Below are 23,819 nucleotides of genomic sequence, written 5' to 3'. Positions count from 1 at the left end.
CTAAAATAAACGGTGTAAAAGGGCCTTGCATATATTGATTAGAAGAATATAAAGTGTGAGGTGTGGAACAAATGATCACAGCCACCATTGGAAGTAAAATGTTTTGGATCCCGGAGACCCTTGAAGAATATTTTCAACCATTCCGCTCACATGTGATTGGGATGAACCAAGAATTTGATTCCCCCTTCGGTCAAAAGAAAATCATTTATGCCGACTGGACAGCCAGCGGACGATTGTATCAACCGATTGAACAAAAAATTTCTGAAGTTTTTGGTCCGTTTATGGCCAATACCCATACCGAATCAAATATTACCAGTTTAATGATGACAGGCTTATATAAACAGTCCAAAAGAATTATTAAGGAACATGTTAATGCAGATCAACATGATGTTGTAATTCTAGATGGTTTTGGGATGACTTCGGTCGTAAATAAACTACAGCGAATCTTAGGGCTCCGAGTTCCTGAAATTTGGAGAAATCGACTTCAACTTCCTGAAAGGGAAAGACCAATCATTTTCTTGACACATATGGAACACCATTCGAATCAGACAACTTGGCTTGAAACACTTGGAGAGGTCGTAATTATTAAACCTGATGACGATGGAAGAGTAGATCTAAATCATTTAGAACACCTCCTTACTGCTTATAAGGAGCGCCGTGTGAAAATTGGGGCCTTTACAGCATGTTCCAATGTAACAGGGATTGAAACGCCATATCATCAGCTTGCGAAGCTCATGCACTTACACGGGGGACTATGTTTTGTTGATTTCGCAGCCTCTGCGCCATATGTCGAGATAAATATGCATCCGAAGGATCCGCTTGAGAAGCTAGATGCGATATTTTTCTCACCGCATAAATTTTTAGGCGGCCCTGGAACTAGCGGAGTATTGGTCTTCGATTCAAGGATTTACACCAATAAGGTTCCAGACCATCCGGGCGGAGGAACGGTCTTATGGACAAATCCTTGGGGTGAACACCAGTATTATGATGAAATAGAAATGCGGGAAGATGGGGGGACCCCGGGGATCCTGCAGTCGATCCGAGCGGCTTTATGCTTGAATTTGAAAACGAAGATGGGGATCAATCAAATATTGAAAAGAGAGAAAGAGCAGCTTAGTCTGTTGTTTTCCCATTTGGAGAAAATTCCAGAGGTCAAAATATTAGCTGGAAATATTAAAGATAGAATTGGAATTGTCTCGTTTTTTATTGAAAATATTCATTATAACATGATCGTTCGACTCCTAAATGACAGATATGGTATTCAGGTAAGAGGCGGATGTTCATGTGCCGGAACATATGGCCATTATCTTTTAGAAATCGATAAAGCAACTTCCATGCAAATTACTGAAAAAATTAATCATGGAGATATGTCCACAAAACCTGGGTGGGTTCGATTCTCGGTTCATCCAATCATGACAAATGAAGAAATACTTATTTTTGTTCAGGCGATCAGGGAAATAATTGAAAACATAGAAGTGTGGAAAAGGGATTATGTCTATGATCCAGCCAGCAATGATTATTTCTATATCCATCACCTGCGTGAGGATATGTCCCCATTCTTTAGATTTAGTTAATTTACTGTATTGATCCAAATTGTCAGGCGCTTACCTTTAGGGGGAGGCCTTTTTTACCTTCTAAAAATTATCCGTGTCGGAAATATGTGTTTGATTTGGACAGAGAGCATGAAGCTTGCTCATATATTCGGAGTTGTAGTAATACAGTCAACCACAAACTTGTATAGGAATATGCTATCAATAGGAAGGTGAGATAGCATGATTCATACGGTTCAACCCGGCGAAACCCTTGGAACGATATCAGCTGACTATCGAGTGAGCCTTAGGCGCCTTTATGCCGTAAATCCTGGAATCGGACAGTTACACGTAGGACAAAAAATACAAATACCCGGCCTGCTCGAGCCAAGTTCCATACCTTACTCTATACAGGTTTCTGTTGGGAAAAGGAGACTTACATTATATAACAGTGGCAAGTTAGTGAAAATATTTCCAATCGCAGTAGGGAGGATGCTAACACAAACCCCAGTAGGAGATTTTGTCATTGTTAACCGCCAATATAATCCCGGAGGTCCATTCGGGGTTTTATGGCTATCTCTATCAAAACATGGGTATGGAATACATGGAACTAACAATCCAACTTCGATTGGAAAAGCGGTTTCACATGGATGTGTAAGAATGTATAATCGGGATGTGCTGCAGCTTGCGGAAATGGTTCCAAATGGAACCAGGGTCAGTATTCGTCCATAAAAATCCCACTCCCTAAAAAGGGAGTGGGATTCTAGTAAATTGTAATGGTTTGTTGTGAATTATTATTTAGCCTTTTATGACAGAATTTGAAAGCAATTTTAACTTTGTTTCTCAACTAGATCGCCGCCAGTCTCAAATCCCACATTCCAAATTAAGCCGTAGTCAGAATATGGACGAAATTTTTTCAATTAATTTTTATTAATTATTTCCTGTTTTTTTTCTAATACTATTCCAATAAGATGTCTAAGGACGGTTGATTACATGAGGAGAAAAAATAAAAATCGAATTCCTTTTTTGGTCTTGTCTATTATCCATACTTTCCTCATTGGTTTAGCCTTTTATAAAAGTAAAAATAAGAAAAATACCTTTATTTTTCTTGGTTCGATTATGGGATTTGCTTATTTACTGGAGTTTTTTGTTTTAAACTTATTTAAGGCTTATAAATACAAGCCCAAAGTTATAAAAAATAGATCATTGGACAATATTTTTGGGGCTTTTTTATCCCAGTCCATTTTTGTCCCTTTTACTGCAGTGTATCTGACTATTACTAAAGCTGGGTGGGGTACGAAGTTCTTTGGAGGTATTTACTTTACCTTAGTTGAAATACTGTTTTTGCGTTTTGGGGTATTTAAACATAATTGGTGGAGAACAATTTATACCTCCATTTTAATTCCGGTATATTTTCTACTAAGTGATTGGTGGTATTATGGGATTACACAGAAGAATGTCTTCGTACGTCATATATCCTTCTTCTTGATGATCATGGTAACTGAAACAAATTTATTCTTACTTTTAGCGATCCTTCGTAAAATTCGATTCGGAAGGGGGAGATACCATGCCTGGACGGAGCATTTTATTATTACACCGTTATATTCTATAACCTTTTCAATTTTCACCTATTTTACATTAAAAAAGCAAAATGATGGATGGGCAAAAATAAAGATTATCTTGTTCGATGCATGTTTATATCAGATTTTTGTTAAAACTAGGATATTAAAAACGAAGATTAAAATAATCAATTATATTTTAATAAAGGGTGTAATGATAAAGCTTTATGGGACATATAGAAAAGGGAGCTTAGGCGAAATAGAATTTAATCAATCTGATTCAAATTAAAAAGAAACGCCATGTGGCGTTTTTTTAGGATAAATTCTCTTCTTGATTATAAAGGAGGAACATGATAAAATGACTGTTGGTATTATATGTATGAGATGATAGTTTTAAAATTCTCTATTATAACATTAACATATAAGGATTGCGTTGTCAAGAATTTGAATTCTATATTTTAATGGGGAGTGGTTAGATGAGCGAAAAAGAGAGCGCCGCCTTACGTGAGGAACAGGAGAGAGTAAGTACAGTTATAAAGGTCATTGATCAAAAGATAAACAGCCTGCAAAAGAATACAGGTACAGTACGCTCCGATGTTATTGAGATTCGCAAGAACTTTTGGGAAGATGTTACGGTTAACATGGATGAACCAGATGATATTATTGAAACCGCAGCAAGTATAAAACAACAAGCTGAACTTCTCTCAGAGCGAGAACGTACTCATATTCACATGGATAAAAATCTAAAGACACTCGCCCGATTAAAATACTCACCTTATTTTGGACGGATTGATTTTCTAGAAGAAGGCGAGAAACAGATTGATCATGTCTATTTAGGCATTGCCTCATTAATGGATGAAAACAACGAGAATTTTTTAATCTATGATTGGCGGGCACCCATTTCAAGTCTTTATTATGATTACTCTCCAGGGTATGCACAATATAATATACCTGAAGGCACTATTGAAGGGGAGATGACATTAAAAAGGCAATTCATTATCCGGGAATCAGATATCAAAGCAATGTTTGATACAGGTGTAACCATTGGTGACGAAATGCTTCAGGAAGTGCTTGGGAATAATGCAAGTACCCAAATGAAAAGTATTGTTGCTACTATTCAACGGGAACAAAACGAAATCATCCGAAATGAGCGCAGTAAAATATTAATCGTCCAGGGAGCAGCTGGAAGTGGAAAAACTTCAGCTGCACTTCAGCGCGTTGCCTACTTACTTTATCGTTATCGCGGTACACTGAATGCCGAAAATATTATGCTTTTTTCGCCTAACCCTCTGTTTAACAGCTATGTTTCGACAGTACTGCCTGAACTCGGTGAGGAAAATATGCAGCAATCCACTTTCCAAGAGTATTTAACCGAGAGATTGGGCAAAGCCTATAATGTGGAGGATCCTTTTTCGCAAATGGAATACCTGCTTAGCGAAGAGGGTGAAGAGACATACCAGACTAGATTAGAGGCTATTCGATTTAAAGCCAGTATGGAATTTAAAAGTATTATAGACCATTACGTATCCAAGCTATCAAATCAGGGCTTAATCTTTAGGGACTTATCCTTTAGAGGTGATATTATCATCTCTAAAAAGGAAATCAGTGACTATTTTTATGGGTTGGCAAAAAGCTATTCCGTTCCAAACAGAATACAGCTTGTAAAGGAATGGCTGCTAAAGGAATTAAAGCGTGCGGTGAAGCGGGAACGATCTCGAAGCTGGGTAGAGGAAGAGATTCAATTCCTTGAAAAAGAGGACTACATGGAGGCATTTAAGAAGCTCCAAGAGAAGAACCATTTTTCGGATAATACCTTTGATGATTTTGAAAGAGAACAACGGCTGCTTGCAGAAATGGTTGTGAAAGAAAGATTTAAACCATTATTTGCGAGAGTGAAAAGCTTAAAGTTTATTGATCTAACACAATTATACCTGAAATTGTTTAAGGAAACTGAACAATCTGTAAACGGCCTTCCAACACATTGGGCAGAAATTAGTCAACAAACAATTGATCACATCCAGCATAGGTTGGTTCCCTATGAAGATGCTACCCCTCTTGTCTACCTGCAGGATTTACTTGAAGGCCGAAAATCAAACACAGCCATTCGCCATATTTTTATTGATGAAGCACAGGATTATACTCCCTTCCAGTTTGCCTTTATCCAACGACTATTTCCTTACAGTAAAATAACAATGCTTGGCGATTTCAACCAGGCCATTTTCTCAGGGGCAACGGGTTCTCAGACGGTTCTGACCGATTTGGATATTAGTAATGAAGAGGTTGAGACTTTTGTCTTAACCAAAACCTATCGTTCAACTAGGGAAATTGTAGAGTTTTCTAGTGCTTTGATTAAGGGTGGGGAAAAAATAGAACCCTTTAACCGAAGAGGGAAGAAACCAACCGTGAGCCATGTTGATCAGACACAGTTAAATGGAGCAATTCTTGATTCCATTAAACAATATAAATCAGAAGGATATCAAACGATTGCGGTGATTTGCCGGACGGAGGAAGAAAGTAAGGCGTTGTTTGAGGTACTAAAAGAGGCTATACCGGTTCATTTAATTGAAAAAGGGACCATTTCTTATGAAAAAGGAATAAATGTAATTCCTTCTTACTTAGCCAAAGGAATTGAATTTGACGCTGTCATTCTTTATGATAGTTCGCGATATGAAAAGGAAAGTGAGAGGAAGTTATTTTATACCGTTTGTACACGTGCAATGCATGTCCTGCATATGTTCGCTACCGGTGAATACAGCCCGCTTATGGCATGTGTACCAAAGGATTATTACGATGAGATTTAGATAAAATATAAAAGCGGCAGGGGGTTGTTTGATACTTCCTACCGCTTTTTAAGTAATTATTTTTTCCATTGTTTTTGCACTTGTTCAGCAGCAAGACGTAAAATTTCATCATCAGACATTTCACGATGGGCGATAACATTTGTTAAGTAGCTTTTTCCTTCGAAAGTTATTGTTACTTCTACTTGTACCATTTAAATCACCTTTCTTTTATGAAGTAATGTAAGGTTTGTGTCGGAAAATTCATTCCGGATCTTTCTATAGGATCATGATCGGATTTGATATAATGATTTATAGAAAAATGTCTATGGGAGAGTTCAGGATGTCGATAAATTTTGAAGAAATAAACAAAGAAACATTATATATTGCACTTGAGATTATTAATTCTAATCCTCAATATAATATGATGGAAAATAGGAGTAAAACTAGGTCGCTTAAGGATATGGAAAAGGAATTTCTGAACCCAAATACAATCAGTTTATTTATTAAGCTTGATGAGACCTATATTGGGGTTATTGATTATATGCTGGAAAATCCAAAAGATTCTCTTCCGTGGCTGGGATTGTTAATCATCCATCAAGATTATCAAGGATTTGGTTTTGGTAAACAGGCCTATGAAAATTACGAAAGAGAGATGAGGAATCGGGGTTTGGACAAAGTCCGAATTGGCGTCCTGCAAGAAAACACAATAGCGCAGCGCTTTTGGGAATATTTGGGATTTGTTTATTATTTAACATCTAAAGCCCAAAATGGAAGTGGGATATTATGTTATCAAAAACAAATCTAAAATCCTGCTATCCAAAATTAAACCTCGACTACCATAAATTCTTCAACAAAGACTTGTACCTGTTTTTTATCTAATTTGTTTTTTCTTAGCATTGCTTCTGCCATAACCAGGAGTGTATGAACAGAATGATCCCGCTTTAAATCATGTATGGACATGTCTCCATTCAATAATTGAATAGCTTTATCTCTGATGTCTTGATTCTTTGAAGATGTATATAGCAGATAGGCAATACAGGTAACCTTGTCCACGATCTTACCCCCAATCAAGATTTCATTTATTTAATAATTCGACTGAAATCTAACTAATTCCTGCTAATCCTTCGTTAGATTTCTGAAAAATAAAATAGTTTTTGCTGAGTGAAAAGGGACGAAGACGATATAGGGAGAATAGCTTTCAAATTTCTATATTAATTTTCTAATATAACGAATAATTTGTTGAATATTGCTTATGTCACATGGTATTTTGTATAATATTGAAGGGATAAAAGAATTAAGGATAGTCAGAATTCTACCTTTCGTCCCCCTTGGATGAGAGGTATTTATTATTATATAGGATAAAACATCCATTCTGGCTATTAGCGAAACCTTTTACATAGGATTTAGGAGGAAGAAGAATGAAACAAGCCTTAATTAAGGATTTGTACAGAAATACCGAAAGTTATATTGACCAAAAAGTAGAATTGTCCGGATGGATTCGGACAATCCGTGACTCCAAAACCTTTGGATTCATTGAATTAAATGACGGCAGCTTTTTTAAAGGTGTGCAAATCGTATTCGACGAGCAATTAGAAAACTTTAAGGATCTTACAAAGCTTCCAATCAGTTCTTCGATTAGAGTAAAGGGAGACTTTATTTATACACCTCAAGCAAAGCAGCCTTTCGAAATTAAAGCAACGGAAATTAGCATTGAAGGGACATCTAATGTAGATTATCCTTTGCAGAAAAAAAGGCATACCTTCGAGTATTTAAGAACTATTGCACACTTACGTCCAAGAACGAATACGTTCAATGCTGTATTCCGTGTAAGATCATTAGCATCTTATGCGATCCATAAATTTTTTCAAGATAAAGGATTTGTCTATGTTCATTCGCCAATCATCACTGGAAGTGACACGGAGGGGGCTGGAGAAATGTTCCGTGTCACAACGTTGGATATGGACAATCTTCCGAAGAATGAAGAGGGCAAAACGGATGTTACGAAGGACTTCTTTAATAAGGAAACAAATCTTACCGTTAGCGGTCAGCTTTCTGCGGAGGCATTTGCGTTGGCATTTAGAAATGTATATACATTTGGTCCAACCTTCAGAGCAGAAAATTCAAACACTGCCAGACATGCTGCTGAGTTTTGGATGATTGAACCGGAGCTTGCCTTTGCTGAGCTTCCTGATATCATGGATTTAGCAGAAGATATGGTGAAGTATGTGATTGGGTATGTAATGGAACAAGCTCCGGAAGAAATGAACTTCTTTAACAGCTTTGTAGAAAAAGGATTGTTAGATCGATTGAATCTGGCTCATACAGCAGACTTTGGAAGAGTAACTTATTCAGAGGCCATTGAGTTGTTGAAGAATTCCGGAGAAACATTCGCTTATCCGGTTGAATGGGGACTTGACCTTCAAACGGAACATGAACGCTATTTGTGCGAGAAAATCTTTAAACGCCCAGTGTTTGTAACGGATTATCCAAAAGAAATCAAAGCTTTCTATATGCGTTTAAATGAAGACAACAAGACTGTAGCTGCAACAGATTTACTTGTACCAGGAATTGGTGAGTTAATTGGCGGAAGTCAGCGTGAAGAGCGAGAAGAAATCCTAGCCGGAAAAATCAAAGAATTAGGAATGAGCGAAGAAGATTATTGGTGGTATCTGGAATTAAGAAAATACGGCGGCACGAAACACTCTGGTTATGGTCTTGGGTTTGAACGTTTAATTATGTACCTTACTGGTATGGCAAACATTAGGGATGTTATTCCATTCCCAAGAACAACAGGAAATGCTGAATTTTAACCAAAAAGAAAAGAAGATCCAATGGGTCTTCTTTTTCTGTGCATTTTTTATATTTTATAAATTTTGCAGTTCTTCTTCAAAAAAAAATGTACTAGGATGTTCTTTAACGATATAAGAGTACCTCTTCATATTTTTCACATATTGCCATTTTAAAATGGTGACAACCTCGCCTGTTTCAATAATATTTACGCTTTGACCAGTAGTGTATCGGTTATTTGAGCTTTTCATTTCCACACCCCTTAAAGATTCTTTATAAGTATACCACAAAAACGCCACTTATGTGTGTTGTCACTCTATAGGATATAGGATATGTAAGTTAGCAAAAGAAAAACCAGACCCGTTCTCCTTTCCATTATCATGTAATTATGGTATGCTTTATAAAAAGCGAGGTGTCATTTTTGACAAATTATAAAGCAAAAAGAAGTAACCTCAAGGTTTTATTATCCAAAAGTGGTATGACTTTAGATAGTTTAGAAAGGAATACCAATATTCCTAGAAGTCAACTAGACGATTACTTGTCTAAAAAAGTAATGAATTTAAATTGTGCCATGACCATTTCAAAAGAATTAAATTGTCAGATTGAAGATCTATATGTTTGGGCATCTGAAGTGAAGTAGTGCAGAATGTTCGTAATAGGTGGAAAAAAACAGACTCGATTCAAGTCTGTTTTTTTATTTTTTTATAAAAAAGCAAGCGGATTTGCGTGCTTTTATCTATATTGTTATACTTCTAAATCACACTTTTCTAAAGGTATAATCTTTGTCTTTTTCGTGAATTTGTATCCAAGCCATAGAATAAGGAATAATGGTAAACCGATATAAGATACTAAAACACCATTCCAATCGATATGGTCACCCATAAAGGCTGAATAATTTTGTCCAAGGAGTACAAATGCACAAACCGCAAAGGCAAAAATTGGACCGAATGGGAAAAGTTTTGATTTAAACGGTAATAAGTTAAAATCTTTTCCTTGTGCTACATAAGCTCTACGGAAACGATAGTGACAGATGGCAATTCCAAGCCATGCAATAAAGCCTGACATACCAGAAGCATTTAATAACCAAACATATACCGTTCCATCTCCAAAGAAAGAGGCCAAGAACGCAAGAGTTCCTACTAAGGTTGTTACGATTAAAGCATTAACCGGAACGCCATTTTTATTTAATTTACCTAAGAATTTCGGAGCTTTACCTTGACGTGCTAAATCCCAAAGCATCCGAGTCGATGCATACATACCAGAGTTACCCGCTGATAAAACTGCTGTTAAGATAACCGCATTCATAACAGAAGCAGCGAATGCAATCCCGGCTTTTTGAAAAACAAGTGTAAATGGACTAACAGATACGTCGCCATTAGCCAAGTTTTCGTTTGTGTATGGAATAAGAAGACCAATCACTAAAATGGCTAATACATAAAATAAGAGAATACGCCAGAATACAGATTTAACTGCACGTGGTATCGATTTACTTGGATCGTCCGTCTCGCCGGCTGCAACACCTAGCAGTTCAGTTCCTTGGAAAGAGAAACCTGCTGCCATAAAGATACCAAGCATTGCCATAAACCCACCGTGAAAAGGAGCATCACCGACCGTGAAGTTTTTAAAGCCGATTGCATGGTCACCCATAATACCAAAAATCATCAATGTACCTGTAATAATAAAAATAATGACTGTAACTACTTTAACTAGTGAGAACCAATACTCCGCTTCCCCAAATCCTTTTACTGAAAGATAGTTTAATAAGAACATAATCACTAAGAAAATAGCGCTCCATACAAATGAAGGGGTATGTGGAAACCAAAACTTCATGATCATGGTGACAGCAGCTAATTCTGCCGCAATTGTAATCGCCCAGTTATACCAATAGTTCCAGCCAAGGGCAAAGCCAAGGGATGGATCGACAAATTTAGTTGCATACGTACTAAAGCTTCCGGCAACTGGCATGTAAGCGCCCATCTCAGCTAAGCTTTGCATTAGAAAGTACACCATTACGCCAATCACAAGATAGGAAAGGATCGCTCCGCCTGGACCGGACGAGTGAATTGCGCCTCCGCTTGCGAGAAATAATCCAGTTCCGATGGTTCCGCCAAGAGAAATCATTGTCAAATGACGAGATTTTAAGCTTCGTTTTAATTCATTAGAATCCTCTTTGGATGTATGTTTACCTGTATTTATATCTTCTAAAGGTCTTGCTGTTTGTCCTTGCATTAATAAAACTCCTTTTCTTTTTTATAAAATGCTGTTAACGTACGCAAGTACCTGATGGTCAGCCTGCGATTTACAGTTTCGAGAAGGAGTTTTGGAATAAAAAATGCCATCGAAGCAGACTCCGACGGCATTGTTAATACCCCGCATCATACCTTCCGAAAGATAGCTCAACACGTTTGCTTGGTTGGTTCAAACGTGACAGTTCTGTTCCTATTCGAAGACAGACCCAGCATGCTTTTTTAGAGAAGAAAGCACACTTCGGCAGCTTTTCCTTTCAAACGAATTCATCGATGTCTCTACATCTCATCCGTTTTACTGATAAAAACCGCGACCTCTACCTCACCGGTTTTGATGAGGATTTTTCTATTAAATTAATATGCTACTAAAGTATCATTGATATACCGAAATTGTCAACTTGTTTAATAGAAGTCAATTAAATCTAAATAGGCAGACTATTTATGCTATTGGAAAAAAACTATTAAGTTTACTTTCATTTAGAGAATCAGTATCATTTAAAAAAAAGAAAAAATTGGGAGGCAGGAGGATTTGCCATGCAGATTATTGGAGTAATTGCCGGTTCCCTCATTGTAGTGGTGGCCTTTAACCTTTTTTTAATTCCTCACGCTGTATTAAGCAGCGGATTAAGCGGAATATCAATGATATTAGGAATGATTACCCCGCTTAATACAGGTTTGGCAAACTTCCTATTGAATTTACCACTGATTATTATTGGTTATAGGATGCTAGGAAAGAAATTCATTATGAATACTATTTTTTCTGTAGTCATTATTTCGGTGGGCCTTTACATAGTGCCAGTAATTCCAATTGCGAAGGATTCTATTCTTTCATCCATCTTTGGAGGTATTTTGGCAGGTCTTGGAGTAGGGCTGGTCTTTCGTTCATCGGGTTCAACGGGTGGATTTGACATCATTGGGATGATTGTATCGAGAAAAAAGGATTTTCCTATAGGTGTGTTACTGTCGGGAATGAATGCTGTTGTCATTGTGATTAGTGGTTTTTTATTAAATTGGGATGCAGCCCTTAATACTTTAATATCTATTTATTTAACCGGAAAAGTAGTGGATACGATCTATACAGATCATGCTAAGTTAACCTTGATGATTATTACGGATAAAGGTCAAGAACTTAGGGAACATTTATTGGCCAATCTCTATAGAGGCCTTACCGTCATGGACGGGATTGGCGCATACTCCAATGACAAGCGCAACATCATCATAACTGTCATTACTCGATATGAACTTAATGAAGTTAAAAACCTTATTGTTGAGGTGGATCCGTGTGCTTTTGTAAATATCACGGAAACGATTGAAGTAATGGGGCTGTTTCACAGAAAAAATCGGTTTTAGTACATAAAAGAGGCTTGCATGTGGAATCACATGCAAGCCTCTTTTATATATAGTAGCCATTGCTACGTATTTGTCCGATTTTTCGCCCATTGTACTAATGTAGTTATCACTTCTTCAAGATCTTTTCCAGCAGTTGTAAGTTCATATTCCACTCTTTTAGGAGAGGTCGCAATCACCTTTTTGGTAATTAACCCTTCCGATTCCAAATCTCGCAGCCGCTCTGTTAACAAACGGTCAGAAATACCAGGGATTGAGGAAATAATTTCATGATATCGCTTGGGCCCTGTCAAAAGTGCATAGATAACCGCACCCATCCAACGTTTACCAATGAATTCAATCGCATTATGAAAATTCGTGCAGACATGTTGAACTTCCTTTTTTGATTCAGACCTACAGGAATGTTTGTTGAGTTCATTCATTTTTACAACCTCTTTTTATTTTCTAACAATATCATACCATAATTTTTTTACTTGACGATAGGTACTTACTTTTAGTAAGATAAAAAACAAACTTACTAAGAGTAAGTAAAAAAGTCCTAGGAGGAAAATTTCTCATGGCAGCAGTTGCTGAAAAAAGATTAACAGAGGTAATGAAAGAACGTCGCTCAGTAAGAAAATATGAACCTAATGTTTCAATTTCTGTAGAAGAAATTAAAGATATGATTAAAGAGGCAACAACAGCACCATCATCAAGTAACTTACAGCCATGGCGCTTTATTGTAATTCAAGATCAAGAAACAAAAAAAGAGTTAAGAACGATTGCATTCAACCAAGAACAGGTTGAAACAGCTTCTGCCGTTATTGCTGTCTTAGGTGACAAGGAAATGTATAAAAGTATTGAAAAAGTGTATCAAAGTGCCTATGAAGCCGGATTCATGGATAAAGTGAGTATGGAGCGATTAATTGCGAATGGGAACAGCACCTACCCACATGCACCTGAAGAGGTTCGCATAAATATCGCTGCATTCGATGCGGGGCTAATCTCCATGCAGTTGATGCTGATAGCGAAAGAAAGAGGCTATGATACAGTGCCGATGGCTGGATTCGATAAGCAGAAATTCATCGAAAGATTTAATGTTTCCGATCGCTATTTCCCAATTTTATTACTTCCAATTGGAAAGGCTGCAGCACCAGCACACAACACAACTCGATTACCACTAGAAGATGTAATAATTGGTTATAAATAAAAATGAAACACCCCCAAGCTTTAATTGTCTTGGGGGTGTTTCATATTAGTTATTGATATATTTTTCAAAAACAAATCCGAAATCCTTCACACAATATTGTTTTTTACTATCCTCAAGCCATTGAAAGGCTGCTTGGTTAAGCATTTTGAATTGAACCACTAAATTGCTGTCTGGGCTTGTAATCCGGCCAAGGGTGGTCGAAGCAACATCAAGGCTTTGTTTAGCGAATTGGAGGCTGATTTCATTTTCATGGGAGATTTCGGAAATTTTGATTAATGCTTTATATAAGTCCTTTACTTCCTCAATATGTTTCTTGTGGACATCAATCGAGAATGGGACCGAGCCAATTTTGAATTTAATTTCAACGTCGAGATCGACAGTCCCAGCTGTTTCAAGCACTACATCAGAAATTCGGTTTGTTGCATAACTATAGCGGTGCAGCATCCGTTTTTTACTAGTAGCGCTTGTACCGTCAAGATGGATAAGTGCATTATTAGTAAAGCAATATTCATCTGATTTAGACTTAATTAAGAAATAGATTTTTTCATTGTCTTCATGCATGACATAATCGTCTGCATCCACTTTATCATAGTTTTCCGGTCTAATAACGGAACCTACATCACTTAATCCTAAAATATCAGCAGCCACTTTTCCAAACATCAAATCATCCTCACTTTATATTTTTTTGTCTAAGCTATGTACGAATTCAGGAAAATAAAGTTTCATACTTTTGCTCAATTAGTAAATGACAGAACATTTTATGCCGGACATGAAAGCATATGCATATATTTTCATAAGATATGTTAACATAAAATTCAGAAATCTGATATACTAATAAAAATTAATCCACTCTAACAATAGGGGAGACTACTTATTGATCCCTTGAATACGAAAGGAAAGAGAAAATGCGCCCCATTATATTAGGCATTTTTGCCGCTTTCTTTTTTGCGATTACCTTTATCCTCAATAGATCAATGGATCTTGCCGGAGGAAGTTGGATTTGGAGTGCATCCTTAAGATATTTCTTTATGGTTCCATTTTTAGTTCTAATTGTAATCGGGAGGAAGAACTTTAAACCATTGGTACTTGAAATGAAAAAGAAGCCTGGTATCTGGATATTATGGAGTACGGTCGGTTTTGGATTCTTCTATGCACCAATCTGCTTCTCGGCGGCATATGCACCTGGCTGGTTGATTGCCTCAACTTGGCAGATTACCATTATCTCCGGTTCTATGCTAGCACCACTTTTTTACGAAACTGTCATGACGGAGAAAGGGGCTATTCGGTTAAGAGGAAGAATACCCTTTAAGGGGTTAGGGATGTCACTGATTATATTACTAGGAGTTATCCTTATGCAATTGGAACAAGCGAGTCATTTATCGATGGTGGCAATTGCCTTAGGGGTATTACCAATTATCATTGCATCCTTTGCCTATCCGTTGGGTAACCGGAAAATGATGGAGGTGTGCGGAGGCCGCCTTGATGTCTTTCAACGGGTTTTAGGGATGACTCTAGCCAGTCTGCCTTTTTGGATTGTATTATCCATCTATGGTTTGCTTACGGCTGGTTCTCCAAGCCTAGGGCAAATCACTCAATCGGGGCTTGTGGCTATTTCCTCCGGAGTTATTGCCACAGTTCTCTTCTTTCAAGCCACTGATTTAGTAAGAGGTGACATGCAAAAGCTCGCTGCTGTCGAGGCAACCCAATCGATGGAGGTTTTATTTGCCGTAATGGGAGAATTATTGCTCTTAAAATCAGCTATGCCTTCAGCCTTATCCTGGAGCGGAATGGCATTAGTCATGATTGGCATGGTTTTGCAAAGCCGTTTTTCTAACAAAATAGTAAAACGGAAAATTCATAATGTAAGTGTTTAATAGGCAAAAATCCTTATCATAACTCGGTGATAAGGATTTTTATATTCTTTTATTTAATACGAAGATGCTTCTATCATAGCGAGTGAAAATTTTGAATGCTTTTTTTGACTTATTTAATTATCATCTGCATATAGTTGTAACATCAAGTCTACTTTATGGGGTGATTGCGATTAGAAATACAGGTAAGGATGACTTTGTCCAAGGTTTTGTTCCACACCATAACCACGGTTCAGTTGACTATACAGGTGTAAGCTCAGGGCATGTGCATCAATGTTTGGACGTTACATCACCGCCGATTCCAACTCAAGATGGAGGGCATATTCATTATACGGAAGGATATGTGCTATTTGAGGATGGACACACACACCATTATCGTGCATACTCGGGTCCAGCTATACCAGTAGGGAATGGGATGCATGTCCATTATTATGATTTCAATACTACTGAAGACAATGGCCATAGTCACCATGTAAAAGGTGTCGACCAACCAGCACCAGGATCTAAGTAATTAGTATAAAAAACCAATCTTTTTTAGAGATTGGTTTTTTCCATGTTAAAAATAGCTCATTTCAAAGGGAATTGGAAGAGTTTGGCAAGGGAAACTATTCCTTAAATGGAAACATGTTCTAATACTAATGGATGTAATGCATTGGTGCGGTCTACGAATATAAACCCATCGTACCGCTTCCCCATGTTAGAAGGAACATAATTTCCAAAATGTTCGTATTCGGGATGATACACAACACCAATCGCTCGATGGCCAACTGTTGAGGAAAACTCTTTTCTGTTTATATCGTTAAAAATAAGATACTGATTCATGGCTCCTGCCTGATGCATGAAGTATTCCCAGCTGTCGGGTTGCGCAGGCGGAACATCCATTACTTCCAAGTTTACTCCCCATTCTGTTGAGGCAATCACGGTGCCCGTATAAGTTCCGAACCCAACGATAAATACCTCGTCTTCCCCATTTTGTTCGCGAACGAGTTGCCCCACATTGACCATTCCTTCATCCTTCATATCAGTGGCCCGTGCATCTCCAACGTGTGTATTATGTTCCCAAATGATAACCTTTGCATCTTTGCCATAAAACTTACTAATGGAATTTAAAGCATCCACCATGTGCCGATCGCGAATGTTCCACGATTTATCATCACTCTTCACCATGGTGCGGTAGTATTCCTCAGCATGTGCTGTAACAAGAGCATTGACTTCCATATTGAGACTGCTCTCTTGATCATCTTCAAACTTCCATTTATTTTTTTGTATCGTGGAAAGGAGGTGGAGAGCCTCTTTCATACAGTCCTCAGATAAATAGCCGGCAGAGACAGCATAGGATTTGTTATTTCGATTATGGGGCTCAAAACAAGCGAACGCCTTCTTAGCGGCCTCTAGTTCTGGAGAATTAATTTTTGTTAAAAAACCAACTATCTCATCAAGACTCTCCCAAAGGCTGTATACGTCCAAACCATAAAATCCAACCTTTTCTGATCGATTCGTTTTTTGATTAAATTCCTTTAACCACTTAATTAAGCCGATTATTTCTTGATTGGCCCACATCCATGTAGGCCAACGGTTAAAGTTCTCAAGTACTTCCCGCACATCCTTATTAGATGGGGAAAATCCTTTAATATAACGATTAATTGATTGGCAGGCTGGCCAATCACCTTCCACTGCGATAAAGGAAAAGCCCTTTTCTTGAATTAGCCGCTTCGTTAATTCTGCCCGAATCGTATAAAACTCTGATGTACCATGTGAAGATTCTCCAAGCAGGACGTATTTTGCATCACCAATCGCTTCCATTAACGGATCAAGATCGTCAATGGAATGAAAGGGATTCGCATATTTCCTAAGGGATTCTATCATCTGCCCTTTTCATCCTTTCTATTATTGTTCTATTTTAAATAAGGTTCCCTTATAACTTTGATACTAATCCAGGAGGGAATTTCCAAGAGTTCACATAACCGTCACAAACTTTCCGTTTATTCTAAAGATTCTGTGATAAACTAAAGGTGTAAAAAAGAAAAATAAAAAGTTAACATCTTAGGAGGCTCAACCATACGTGTTCGTTCCGTTATGTGAACGAGTATTAGTAAGGTTGTTCTGATCAATCATTTGGTAGGTGGAGCAATAAAAGGTCTTATAGGAATGATAAATCCAAAACAAACACCTTTCATAAAGGATATCTTCATGGTTGGGTCTCCTAAGCTGTTAATTAAATGAAGGAGTTACCTCTTAATTGAGGTAACTTCTTTTTATTGATTTGAATTTTGAATTAAGGTTTGAGTATAGTTGATAAAAAATTAGGGAAAATAATCCTCGAAAAGGAGTGATGAGATTGAATAAGAAAAAACAACCAACCGTTGCACCAGGGATGGATGACCAAGAAGAACTAAACACGAGTGCAACTGAGAAAGAAGTGGAAGAAGGGGAGTACACTAGTGTTACAACCCTCTCCTACGATGAAGTTGACCCAAGTTGACCCATTTACTGCCTTACTATGAGGCAGTTTTCTTTATAAAGAAAGAAAAGTAAGCATTTAATTATAAATAGCGGCTTAAATTCATTATACTATTAGCAAGATGCCATACTGAAAGGGGAAAGATAATGTCGGGGACACAAGAGATCAGTTTAATTGACCAGAAAGAAGCCATCATGGCTAAGATTCAACACAAAGGGTTGACGAAGAAGAAGATTTTCCAGAGGGCTCTATTAATCACGCTGGGAGCCATTCTAATGTCTGTTGGGTTGGAAATATTCCTAGTCCCCAATAATGTAATAGATGGCGGTATTACCGGCATTTCCATCATGTTGTCCTATATTACAGGATGGAAACTAGGGATATTCCTATTTCTTTTTAATATTCCTTTTATCTTTTTAGGCTACAAACAAATTGGAAAGACCTTCGCATTATCCACTCTTTATGGAATTGTTATTCTTTCGGTTACAACTACACTCCTTCATCCAGTTCCAGCTTTTACACAAGATATACTACTTGCCACCGTTTTCGGAGGAATCCTGCTCGGCGTTGGAGTAGGTCTGGTTATTCGCTATGGAGGTTCTTTAGATGGAACTGAAATTTTGGCCATTCTTTTCAATAATAAACTTCCCTTCTCTGTTGGAGAAATTATCATGTTTTTTAATTTGTTCATATTAGGAAGTGCGGGCTTTGTTTTTTCGTGGGATCGGGCTATGTATTCTTTAATTGCCTATTTTGTCGCATATAAAACAATTGATATCACCATTACTGGGCTTGATGAGTCTAAGTCGGTTTGGATTATTAGTGACAATGCCAGCCAAATTGGTGATGCTATTATGAATCGTTTAGGTCGTGGAGTCACCTACTTGAATGGGGAGGGAGCCTATTCTGGTGATGAGAAAAAGGTCATTTTTTGTGTGATAAACCGTCTTGAGGAAGCAAAATTAAAGGAAATTGTAACAGAGAATGACGGCAATGCGTTTTTAGCGGTGGCCGATATTGCGGAAGTACGAGGTGGAAGATTTAAGAAAAGAGATATCCATTAGCAAGGAACCGTAGAATGGTGTCGGTATAATGGGGTTTTTTTGTAACTTTTATAATTAAATTGTCGTTAATTCGGGAAATAAAGATGGATTTAAAGGTGTTTTGTCGTACTATGCGCTTACCTAGGAAATAGTTTTAGCAAAAAATGAAATATCTCCGAAAAAGATGACAGGGAGGGCTGCCATCTTTTTTGTTTTTAGAGCAAAAGCTCATATACCTCATTAAGTTGGTAGGCTCGTTTTTCATCCTGAGCCTCTTTTGCGTGGTTAATTTCTTTGGGTAATATGTTATTTAAAAAATGGATTTCCTTTTGGGTTAAATCCCTGACAAAAGGGCCTTCGGATTTGTAAGCGCCTTCAATCAGTTTCTTATATATAAATCGTCCTTCGGAGTGATCATCCGTATAATTGGATAAAATTTCTTTTAAGTACGCTAAAGTGTTATCCATGTAGTCATCCCATCCTTTCACCTTGTTAGTTATTTTTCATCGAAAGGACAATAATATACATAATTAATGGTGTGGATTATCGTATAAGGCTCTGTTGAATTGGGCTGTTGATTACCGCTCCAATCAACAGATTATAAAAAACAACAATATCATTTAACGGTAAGCCTAATATAAAAAGCCTACTTTTGTGTTAAAAAAGTAGGCGTTCTTACTATTTTGATACAGTTAATACCCGATAGCTGAGGACATCCTGGTATTTAATAACAATATTCCCATGTTCATTCAGTACGTGAAAAAGTTCAGGTTCAAAGTCCGTAGAGAAATTGAACTCAGGTGTTTGATTCCCATGGCTTAGTGGCAAATTATGGGCTTTAATTTTAATATTGTGGAACCCGGCCGCTTGTAATAGCATCCTCCAGTCTTCCTCTAGCAATAACGAGTCAACTGAGTAGAAATTCATAATCTCAGCAGCTTCCAGCTGATTAACAGGGCGGTTAATGGTCATTTCGTTTGCAATTAAACGTCCGCCTTTTTTTAATACTCGATAAAATTCTTTAAGTGCTTTTGGTTTATTAACAAAAGCTAAAACGGATTCTGATAAAATAAAGTCAAATGTATGATCCGCAAATGGAATTTCCTCGATTGAACCCTTTATTAAAGAAATGGGGAGCTGCAGCTTTTCAAAGCGGCCTTTCGCTTTTTCCACCATAATCGGGTTGATCTCCAAGCCAATTACTTTTGCTCTGTATTGTTGATACAAGTAAGCTGCCGTTTGACCAGTGCCGCAGCCTGCATCTAAAATAACCGATTGTTCATTTATCTTTTCCTTTGAAAGAATATCTTGCGTAAGAAGGATTCCACCTGGATGGGCCCCACCAACACCGAATTTAGCTAAAAAGTCAAAATAAGTTAAGCTTCCCATAGACACCACCGATTTTCTTTTTAGCCATTGTATGTTAAGAAATGGGAGGTGGTTCATTAATACTAAAATAGATAAAAACCTGATAATTAAATGCGAAAAAATTACAAATTTCACATGTTTTGTATCACATATTTTTTTAGGGTTGGCACAGATTAAGCAAATAGAGGGGAGAGGTGTTAACTTCAATACAAAGCAAAAGGGGTGCTGAAAATGAAAAAACTGACAAGACAGCCGTTTTTCAAATTGTTTACTCCTAAACCAAAAAGCAGAATGCCATTATGGGCATCACTTGTTGGATTATCTTTAAGTGCCGCTTTGTTTGGGATAACAAGAGGGAAGCGTAGGGATTTTGCACTTCCTTTTCAAAATGCAGTGAAAAACTTTTCAGAAAAGACCAAACTACCTAGCCTCAATGTAATGGACAACACAGCTCTAACTGAGTTTTCCGAGGAGCTAATGGAAAGTGCATTAAATAATAATAAGCAGTAAAAAGCATAAAAAAGTCCGCTGTTGATTCAGCGGACTTTTTTAATATAGAGCGTTTGGAACTTTTCTTGGTTGGTATTCAATCAATTCTGAAGAGTAGAGATTAATTACTAATAAATGACCCATTGTTTTTGCTCTGATTAAGACTGGCTCTTTATAGATATTTTTAAAGACAAAATCAGGGCCATACCAACTAACCGTTGCGTCACGGCCAGGAGGGATGTACGGAACCTTTCTCGTATGTGAAAATCTTTGGAGAATTTTTAGTCCCGCACTATCTACAGCGTTAAAAAGGGTGGATGAGACTTGACATATGCCACCGCCAATATCCTCTGAAAATTCCCCTCTTATAATTACAGGAGCCTTTAAATAGCCTTTCGAAGCAGTCCTTTTTCCGACCACTTTGTTAAAAGAAAAGGTTTCTCCCGGAAAGATAACATAATTATTAATTGCCTTTGTTGCTAAATCAATATTATTGGACCGTGTTTTGTTTCCAGGATTAAAGGACGTTACATAACGGCCAATTCGCATACTGCGTATATCCGAAAGTAATTCACTATCCACTTTAGGATAAACAGATAACATTGGGATTTCCAATTTGCCCGATTGATGTGAAAATAAATAAGCATACAGCTGTTCTGTAAAAGCATGGCGATGAATTTGCAAACCAACTTTTTCAGGCACAATCTCACCATTTGAATTAATCATGGCATTTTCAGGCTTAATCGAGAAATGCTTGTCCAAATTATCTAAGAATTGATTGTACTTTTTAGAATCTATAATCGGCAAATCTGTATAAGGATAGGAGAAGTCCTCCTGTTTAATAGTTGTCACATGGATTCCGTTTTTTGTTATGACTAAATGATCGGGAGAGTTAATCGGTTGTGATGTTAAGATAATGCCTAAAATACATGATAGTATCATTGAATGCCCGCCTCCTCATTATAATATAAGTAGAAAATTCCTTTTTCATGTAGGGATTTGGAGAGGAAGAAGTTAAAATCGAATAAATTATATTTATTTCCAATCTCCTGCTTTACAAATTCCAAACGATAATTTATTATCATTATTAATAATGGTAATAAATGAAAGGACATTTAATAATGGTAAAGGAATCGACCGCAGACGTAATATTGCATCCAGTTCGGATGAGAATTATTCAGTCATTAATAAACCAACAAATGACCGCTCAACAAATGAAAGTATTACTACCTGATATTCCACAGGCATCATTGTATCGGCACATTAAAAAACTAGTGGAGGCAGGTGTAATCCATATTATTGATGAGATACCAAATCGAGGGACAATTGAAAAGGTATACTCTCTGCAAGATCATGCCAAGGCATCGATCCCCCCAGAGGAATTAAACAGTTTCACCAAGGATGTGCATATGGATTTATTTTTTAAATTCATGGTCAATATCATGGGTGAATATGAACGATATTTAAACCAGGAAAAAATTGATTTAGTCAGCGATGGTGTATCATTTAGGCAGACTAGTGTATTTTTAGACGACAACGAGTTTGTTCAATTTACTAAGGAAATATCCCAGGTTTATGCGAGGGTCACGCAAAATAAGCCGAAAAAGGGAAGAAGAAGGAGAACATTAGCTACGATCATTATTCCTGAACAAAAACACGAAGAACAATAGGGGGATATACGATGAGAATGGTGGAGAGAGAAGTAACAGTACAAAGCCAACCCGTATTAAAGGGGACGCTGTGTATACCGGAGGCTAGGATAGATAAAAGCCCCGCAGTCGTAATTATTTAAGGTTCAGGAAAATTAGATCGTAATGGAAAAATAAATGAAAAAATGGATTTAAAGTTATATCGTCAGTTAGCTGAATTTTTAACATCGATAGGGATTCATCAATCTAAGATATGACAAACGAGGTGTTGCCGCTAGTGAGGGGGATTATTTAACAACGGGTTATGTGACTTAGTAGACGATGCCCAAGCGGCCGTTCGATTTTTAAAAAACCTTCCCGAAGTAGATCCTGGTAAGGTGATCGTGTTAGGCCATAGTGAAGGAAGCACGATTGGGACAGCGTTGGCCGTAAGAGAAGAGCTCGGCGGTTTAATCCTACTATCGGGGGAGGTTGAGAGAATAAGTGAAGCGCTTAAGCGGCAGAGGGAAATTGCCAGAGAGGATGTTTTGAAAGCTAAAGGATTCTAGGGCTTTTTACTTCGCTTATTAGGTGTGCATAATAAGATAGAGAAACAAGCACAAAAATATATAGAAAAGGTACAAAACTCAACAGATGATTGTCTTAAGGTTAGTTTTACAAAAATAAATGCCAAGTGGATGCGTCAACATTTTATTTATAATGTCAGAGAGGATTTAGCAAAGGTTACTTGCCCAGTCTTAGCTTTACAGGAACACGTGATATTCAAGCTAATCCAGATGTTATAAAGGATCTGCCGAAGTATGTTAAAGGTGATGCTGAATACTATGTTATTGAAAATATGGGGCATTTCTGCAAACTAATTACAAGTACCTCCACCATGTTTACGGTCAAAAAAGATATTATTGCAGAGGGGAATTTGCCGATTCACCCGAAGCTAGTTGAACTGCTAAATAATTGGCTGCAGGCTCACTTTGTTAATACACCGATAGAGGTGTCCATTCTTGGTTAATTATAAAATTGGGGCATCAGGTTGGTCCAATTTTTTATTAATGAAAAAAATCAGAATTTGTAGTATAGTAGCAAGTGATAACAAAGGAATAGATAATTGCTAGCAAAAGATAGCAAGAAAAACAGGAGAGTCAAGTAATGAATGAGAACGAAAGAATTCAACTAAATGTCAGAATCACGAAACAAACCTCTGCTAAGCTGGATGAAATTGTTGAATATTATCAACAGGGATTAAAGCTAGGCAGAATTTACAAAGGTGATGTTTTAACAGACATCATTGAAAAATCGTATGAGGTAATGAATAAACAAAAAAGATCTTTCAAACGGTACTAATAGAAAAGGAAGGCCAAAAAACAGAAGTTTTCCAGCCCTTCTTTTTTTTTGCTAAAATCACTAAAAATTTATTAGAATATTTAGAAAGGAAATTGAATAATTAAGTTTTGAAGGTATAATTGTACATATAACATACTAACTGGTTAGTATTGATCTGTAG

At 37.2% G+C, this 23,819-nt stretch carries 28 protein-coding genes and 1 riboswitch; of the genes, 18 read left to right on the top strand and 10 right to left on the bottom strand.

Features of this window, described 5'->3' with window-relative positions; translation table 11 throughout:
• Positions 1–71: 71 nt before the first annotated feature.
• The 4 genes from M3226_RS00255 (at position 72) to helD (ending at position 5,889) form a co-directional block, all read left to right on the top strand.
• A complete protein-coding gene (locus tag M3226_RS00255) occupies positions 72–1,574 on the top strand; it encodes an aminotransferase class V-fold PLP-dependent enzyme (RefSeq protein ID WP_251561527.1) in 1,503 nt (500 codons plus the stop codon).
• A 198-nt stretch (positions 1,575–1,772) separates the two neighbouring features.
• Positions 1,773–2,261 (top strand): L,D-transpeptidase family protein, encoded by a 489-nt coding sequence (locus tag M3226_RS00250; RefSeq protein ID WP_251561525.1) that lies wholly within the window; start codon positions 1,773–1,775, stop codon positions 2,259–2,261.
• A gap of 261 nt (positions 2,262–2,522) precedes the next feature.
• Positions 2,523–3,377, top strand: coding sequence for a hypothetical protein (locus tag M3226_RS00245; RefSeq protein ID WP_251561523.1), 855 nt, complete (start codon positions 2,523–2,525; stop codon positions 3,375–3,377).
• Positions 3,378–3,564: 187 nt separating this feature from the next.
• A complete protein-coding gene (helD, locus tag M3226_RS00240; RefSeq protein ID WP_251561520.1) occupies positions 3,565–5,889 on the top strand; it encodes an RNA polymerase recycling motor HelD in 2,325 nt (774 codons plus the stop codon).
• A 56-nt stretch (positions 5,890–5,945) separates the two neighbouring features.
• On the opposite strand, the gene M3226_RS00235 is transcribed toward helD, so the two are convergent.
• Positions 5,946–6,080, bottom strand: coding sequence for a BA3454 family stress response protein (locus tag M3226_RS00235; RefSeq protein ID WP_251561518.1), 135 nt, complete (start codon positions 6,078–6,080; stop codon positions 5,946–5,948).
• 128 nt (positions 6,081–6,208) lie between these two features.
• Here M3226_RS00235 and M3226_RS00230 point away from each other — a divergent pair, with 128 nt between their 5' ends.
• Positions 6,209–6,673: a GNAT family N-acetyltransferase gene (locus M3226_RS00230; protein ID WP_251561516.1), complete on the top strand. Its 465-nt coding sequence runs from the start codon at positions 6,209–6,211 to the stop codon at positions 6,671–6,673.
• Positions 6,674–6,690: 17 nt separating this feature from the next.
• Here the strand turns inward: M3226_RS00230 and M3226_RS00225 are convergent, their stop codons facing one another.
• Positions 6,691–6,921 (bottom strand): hypothetical protein, encoded by a 231-nt coding sequence (locus tag M3226_RS00225; RefSeq protein ID WP_251561514.1) that lies wholly within the window; start codon positions 6,919–6,921, stop codon positions 6,691–6,693.
• 365 nt (positions 6,922–7,286) lie between these two features.
• Between M3226_RS00225 and asnS the strand changes: the two genes are divergently transcribed.
• The gene (asnS, locus tag M3226_RS00220) at positions 7,287–8,678 is read left to right on the top strand and encodes an asparagine--tRNA ligase (RefSeq protein ID WP_251561512.1); all 1,392 of its coding nucleotides are present in this window, start codon (positions 7,287–7,289) and stop codon (positions 8,676–8,678) included.
• A 54-nt stretch (positions 8,679–8,732) separates the two neighbouring features.
• Here asnS and M3226_RS00215 read toward each other — a convergent pair whose 3' ends face one another.
• A complete protein-coding gene (locus M3226_RS00215; protein ID WP_251561511.1) occupies positions 8,733–8,906 on the bottom strand; it encodes a hypothetical protein in 174 nt (57 codons plus the stop codon).
• Between the two features lie 170 nt (positions 8,907–9,076).
• Between M3226_RS00215 and M3226_RS00210 the strand changes: the two genes are divergently transcribed.
• Positions 9,077–9,295 carry a helix-turn-helix domain-containing protein gene (locus tag M3226_RS00210; RefSeq protein WP_251561509.1) on the top strand — a complete coding sequence of 73 codons (219 nt, stop codon included), beginning with the start codon at positions 9,077–9,079 and terminating at the stop codon, positions 9,293–9,295.
• A 104-nt stretch (positions 9,296–9,399) separates the two neighbouring features.
• On the opposite strand, the gene M3226_RS00205 is transcribed toward M3226_RS00210, so the two are convergent.
• Positions 9,400–10,884, bottom strand: coding sequence for an amino acid permease (locus M3226_RS00205; RefSeq protein ID WP_251561507.1), 1,485 nt, complete (start codon positions 10,882–10,884; stop codon positions 9,400–9,402).
• A 155-nt stretch (positions 10,885–11,039) separates the two neighbouring features.
• A riboswitch (Lysine riboswitch) is annotated at positions 11,040–11,229 on the bottom strand.
• Between the two features lie 206 nt (positions 11,230–11,435).
• Between M3226_RS00205 and M3226_RS00200 the strand changes: the two genes are divergently transcribed.
• A complete protein-coding gene (locus M3226_RS00200; RefSeq protein WP_251561505.1) occupies positions 11,436–12,251 on the top strand; it encodes a YitT family protein in 816 nt (271 codons plus the stop codon).
• Positions 12,252–12,313: 62 nt separating this feature from the next.
• Here M3226_RS00200 and M3226_RS00195 read toward each other — a convergent pair whose 3' ends face one another.
• Positions 12,314–12,670, bottom strand: a complete 357-nt coding sequence (locus M3226_RS00195; protein WP_251561504.1) for a winged helix-turn-helix transcriptional regulator — start codon at positions 12,668–12,670, stop codon at positions 12,314–12,316.
• A 134-nt stretch (positions 12,671–12,804) separates the two neighbouring features.
• Between M3226_RS00195 and M3226_RS00190 the strand changes: the two genes are divergently transcribed.
• Complete coding sequence (locus tag M3226_RS00190; protein WP_251561502.1) at positions 12,805–13,437, top strand: nitroreductase family protein; 633 nt, start codon at positions 12,805–12,807, stop codon at positions 13,435–13,437.
• 45 nt (positions 13,438–13,482) lie between these two features.
• Here M3226_RS00190 and M3226_RS00185 read toward each other — a convergent pair whose 3' ends face one another.
• Positions 13,483–14,097: a PH domain-containing protein gene (locus M3226_RS00185; RefSeq protein ID WP_251561500.1), complete on the bottom strand. Its 615-nt coding sequence runs from the start codon at positions 14,095–14,097 to the stop codon at positions 13,483–13,485.
• A gap of 245 nt (positions 14,098–14,342) precedes the next feature.
• Between M3226_RS00185 and M3226_RS00180 the strand changes: the two genes are divergently transcribed.
• Both M3226_RS00180 and M3226_RS00175 read left to right on the top strand, forming a co-directional pair.
• Complete coding sequence (locus tag M3226_RS00180) at positions 14,343–15,311, top strand: DMT family transporter (RefSeq protein WP_251561498.1); 969 nt, start codon at positions 14,343–14,345, stop codon at positions 15,309–15,311.
• A gap of 169 nt (positions 15,312–15,480) precedes the next feature.
• The gene (locus tag M3226_RS00175; RefSeq protein ID WP_098529448.1) at positions 15,481–15,819 is read left to right on the top strand and encodes a YmaF family protein; all 339 of its coding nucleotides are present in this window, start codon (positions 15,481–15,483) and stop codon (positions 15,817–15,819) included.
• Positions 15,820–15,920: 101 nt separating this feature from the next.
• On the opposite strand, the gene M3226_RS00170 is transcribed toward M3226_RS00175, so the two are convergent.
• On the bottom strand, positions 15,921–17,174 hold the full coding sequence (locus tag M3226_RS00170) for an erythromycin esterase family protein (protein ID WP_251561496.1): 1,254 nt from the start codon (positions 17,172–17,174) through the stop codon (positions 15,921–15,923).
• Positions 17,175–17,646: 472 nt separating this feature from the next.
• On the opposite strand from M3226_RS00170, the gene M3226_RS00165 reads away from it, so the two are divergent.
• A complete protein-coding gene (locus M3226_RS00165) occupies positions 17,647–17,790 on the top strand; it encodes a hypothetical protein (protein WP_251562373.1) in 144 nt (47 codons plus the stop codon).
• A 173-nt stretch (positions 17,791–17,963) separates the two neighbouring features.
• Positions 17,964–18,833 (top strand): YitT family protein, encoded by an 870-nt coding sequence (locus M3226_RS00160; RefSeq protein WP_374110529.1) that lies wholly within the window; start codon positions 17,964–17,966, stop codon positions 18,831–18,833.
• A gap of 194 nt (positions 18,834–19,027) precedes the next feature.
• On the opposite strand, the gene M3226_RS00155 is transcribed toward M3226_RS00160, so the two are convergent.
• Positions 19,028–19,279, bottom strand: a complete 252-nt coding sequence (locus M3226_RS00155) for a sigma-G-dependent sporulation-specific acid-soluble spore protein CsgA (protein ID WP_251561492.1) — start codon at positions 19,277–19,279, stop codon at positions 19,028–19,030.
• A gap of 211 nt (positions 19,280–19,490) precedes the next feature.
• On the bottom strand, positions 19,491–20,201 hold the full coding sequence (locus M3226_RS00150; RefSeq protein ID WP_251561490.1) for a class I SAM-dependent methyltransferase: 711 nt from the start codon (positions 20,199–20,201) through the stop codon (positions 19,491–19,493).
• Positions 20,202–20,411: 210 nt separating this feature from the next.
• On the opposite strand from M3226_RS00150, the gene M3226_RS00145 reads away from it, so the two are divergent.
• Entirely contained in the window at positions 20,412–20,690 is a 279-nt protein-coding gene (locus M3226_RS00145) for a hypothetical protein (protein ID WP_251561487.1), read from the top strand.
• A gap of 39 nt (positions 20,691–20,729) precedes the next feature.
• Here the strand turns inward: M3226_RS00145 and M3226_RS00140 are convergent, their stop codons facing one another.
• The gene (locus M3226_RS00140; protein WP_251561485.1) at positions 20,730–21,611 is read right to left on the bottom strand and encodes a VanW family protein; all 882 of its coding nucleotides are present in this window, start codon (positions 21,609–21,611) and stop codon (positions 20,730–20,732) included.
• A gap of 179 nt (positions 21,612–21,790) precedes the next feature.
• On the opposite strand from M3226_RS00140, the gene M3226_RS00135 reads away from it, so the two are divergent.
• From M3226_RS00135 to M3226_RS00120, 4 genes are all read left to right on the top strand, one after another.
• Positions 21,791–22,339, top strand: coding sequence for a helix-turn-helix domain-containing protein (locus tag M3226_RS00135; RefSeq protein ID WP_251561483.1), 549 nt, complete (start codon positions 21,791–21,793; stop codon positions 22,337–22,339).
• A gap of 362 nt (positions 22,340–22,701) precedes the next feature.
• Complete coding sequence (locus tag M3226_RS00130; RefSeq protein WP_251561481.1) at positions 22,702–22,866, top strand: hypothetical protein; 165 nt, start codon at positions 22,702–22,704, stop codon at positions 22,864–22,866.
• 179 nt (positions 22,867–23,045) lie between these two features.
• Complete coding sequence (locus M3226_RS00125; RefSeq protein WP_251561478.1) at positions 23,046–23,327, top strand: hypothetical protein; 282 nt, start codon at positions 23,046–23,048, stop codon at positions 23,325–23,327.
• 137 nt (positions 23,328–23,464) lie between these two features.
• The gene (locus M3226_RS00120; RefSeq protein ID WP_251561477.1) at positions 23,465–23,659 is read left to right on the top strand and encodes a hypothetical protein; all 195 of its coding nucleotides are present in this window, start codon (positions 23,465–23,467) and stop codon (positions 23,657–23,659) included.
• The last annotated feature ends 160 nt before the right edge of the window (positions 23,660–23,819 follow it).

The sequence above is a fragment of the Neobacillus cucumis genome, assembly GCF_023715505.1.
Note: the sequence above shows the minus strand (reverse complement) of the source record. Positions and strands in the feature narration are given on the sequence as shown.

Bases quoted from the DNA above. Each gene is read 5' to 3' on its own strand.
- M3226_RS00140 (WP_251561485.1), bottom strand. From the start codon at position 21,611: ATGATACTATCATGTATTTTAGGCATTATCTTAACATCACAACCGATT.
- M3226_RS00235 (WP_251561518.1), bottom strand. From the start codon at position 6,080: ATGGTACAAGTAGAAGTAACAATAACTTTCGAAGGAAAAAGCTACTTA.
- helD (WP_251561520.1), top strand. From the start codon at position 3,565: ATGAGCGAAAAAGAGAGCGCCGCCTTACGTGAGGAACAGGAGAGAGTA.
- M3226_RS00135 (WP_251561483.1), top strand. From the start codon at position 21,791: ATGGTAAAGGAATCGACCGCAGACGTAATATTGCATCCAGTTCGGATG.
- M3226_RS00250 (WP_251561525.1), top strand. From the start codon at position 1,773: ATGATTCATACGGTTCAACCCGGCGAAACCCTTGGAACGATATCAGCT.
- asnS (WP_251561512.1), top strand. From the start codon at position 7,287: ATGAAACAAGCCTTAATTAAGGATTTGTACAGAAATACCGAAAGTTAT.
- M3226_RS00145 (WP_251561487.1), top strand. From the start codon at position 20,412: ATGAAAAAACTGACAAGACAGCCGTTTTTCAAATTGTTTACTCCTAAA.
- M3226_RS00200 (WP_251561505.1), top strand. From the start codon at position 11,436: ATGCAGATTATTGGAGTAATTGCCGGTTCCCTCATTGTAGTGGTGGCC.
- M3226_RS00180 (WP_251561498.1), top strand. From the start codon at position 14,343: ATGCGCCCCATTATATTAGGCATTTTTGCCGCTTTCTTTTTTGCGATT.
- M3226_RS00160 (WP_374110529.1), top strand. From the start codon at position 17,964: ATGGCTAAGATTCAACACAAAGGGTTGACGAAGAAGAAGATTTTCCAG.
- M3226_RS00195 (WP_251561504.1), bottom strand. From the start codon at position 12,670: ATGAATGAACTCAACAAACATTCCTGTAGGTCTGAATCAAAAAAGGAA.
- M3226_RS00185 (WP_251561500.1), bottom strand. From the start codon at position 14,097: ATGTTTGGAAAAGTGGCTGCTGATATTTTAGGATTAAGTGATGTAGGT.
- M3226_RS00230 (WP_251561516.1), top strand. From the start codon at position 6,209: ATGTCGATAAATTTTGAAGAAATAAACAAAGAAACATTATATATTGCA.
- M3226_RS00255 (WP_251561527.1), top strand. From the start codon at position 72: ATGATCACAGCCACCATTGGAAGTAAAATGTTTTGGATCCCGGAGACC.
- M3226_RS00205 (WP_251561507.1), bottom strand. From the start codon at position 10,884: ATGCAAGGACAAACAGCAAGACCTTTAGAAGATATAAATACAGGTAAA.
- M3226_RS00215 (WP_251561511.1), bottom strand. From the start codon at position 8,906: ATGAAAAGCTCAAATAACCGATACACTACTGGTCAAAGCGTAAATATT.
- M3226_RS00190 (WP_251561502.1), top strand. From the start codon at position 12,805: ATGGCAGCAGTTGCTGAAAAAAGATTAACAGAGGTAATGAAAGAACGT.
- M3226_RS00170 (WP_251561496.1), bottom strand. From the start codon at position 17,174: ATGATAGAATCCCTTAGGAAATATGCGAATCCCTTTCATTCCATTGAC.
- M3226_RS00120 (WP_251561477.1), top strand. From the start codon at position 23,465: ATGAATGAGAACGAAAGAATTCAACTAAATGTCAGAATCACGAAACAA.
- M3226_RS00150 (WP_251561490.1), bottom strand. From the start codon at position 20,201: ATGGGAAGCTTAACTTATTTTGACTTTTTAGCTAAATTCGGTGTTGGT.
- M3226_RS00245 (WP_251561523.1), top strand. From the start codon at position 2,523: ATGAGGAGAAAAAATAAAAATCGAATTCCTTTTTTGGTCTTGTCTATT.
- M3226_RS00155 (WP_251561492.1), bottom strand. From the start codon at position 19,279: ATGGATAACACTTTAGCGTACTTAAAAGAAATTTTATCCAATTATACG.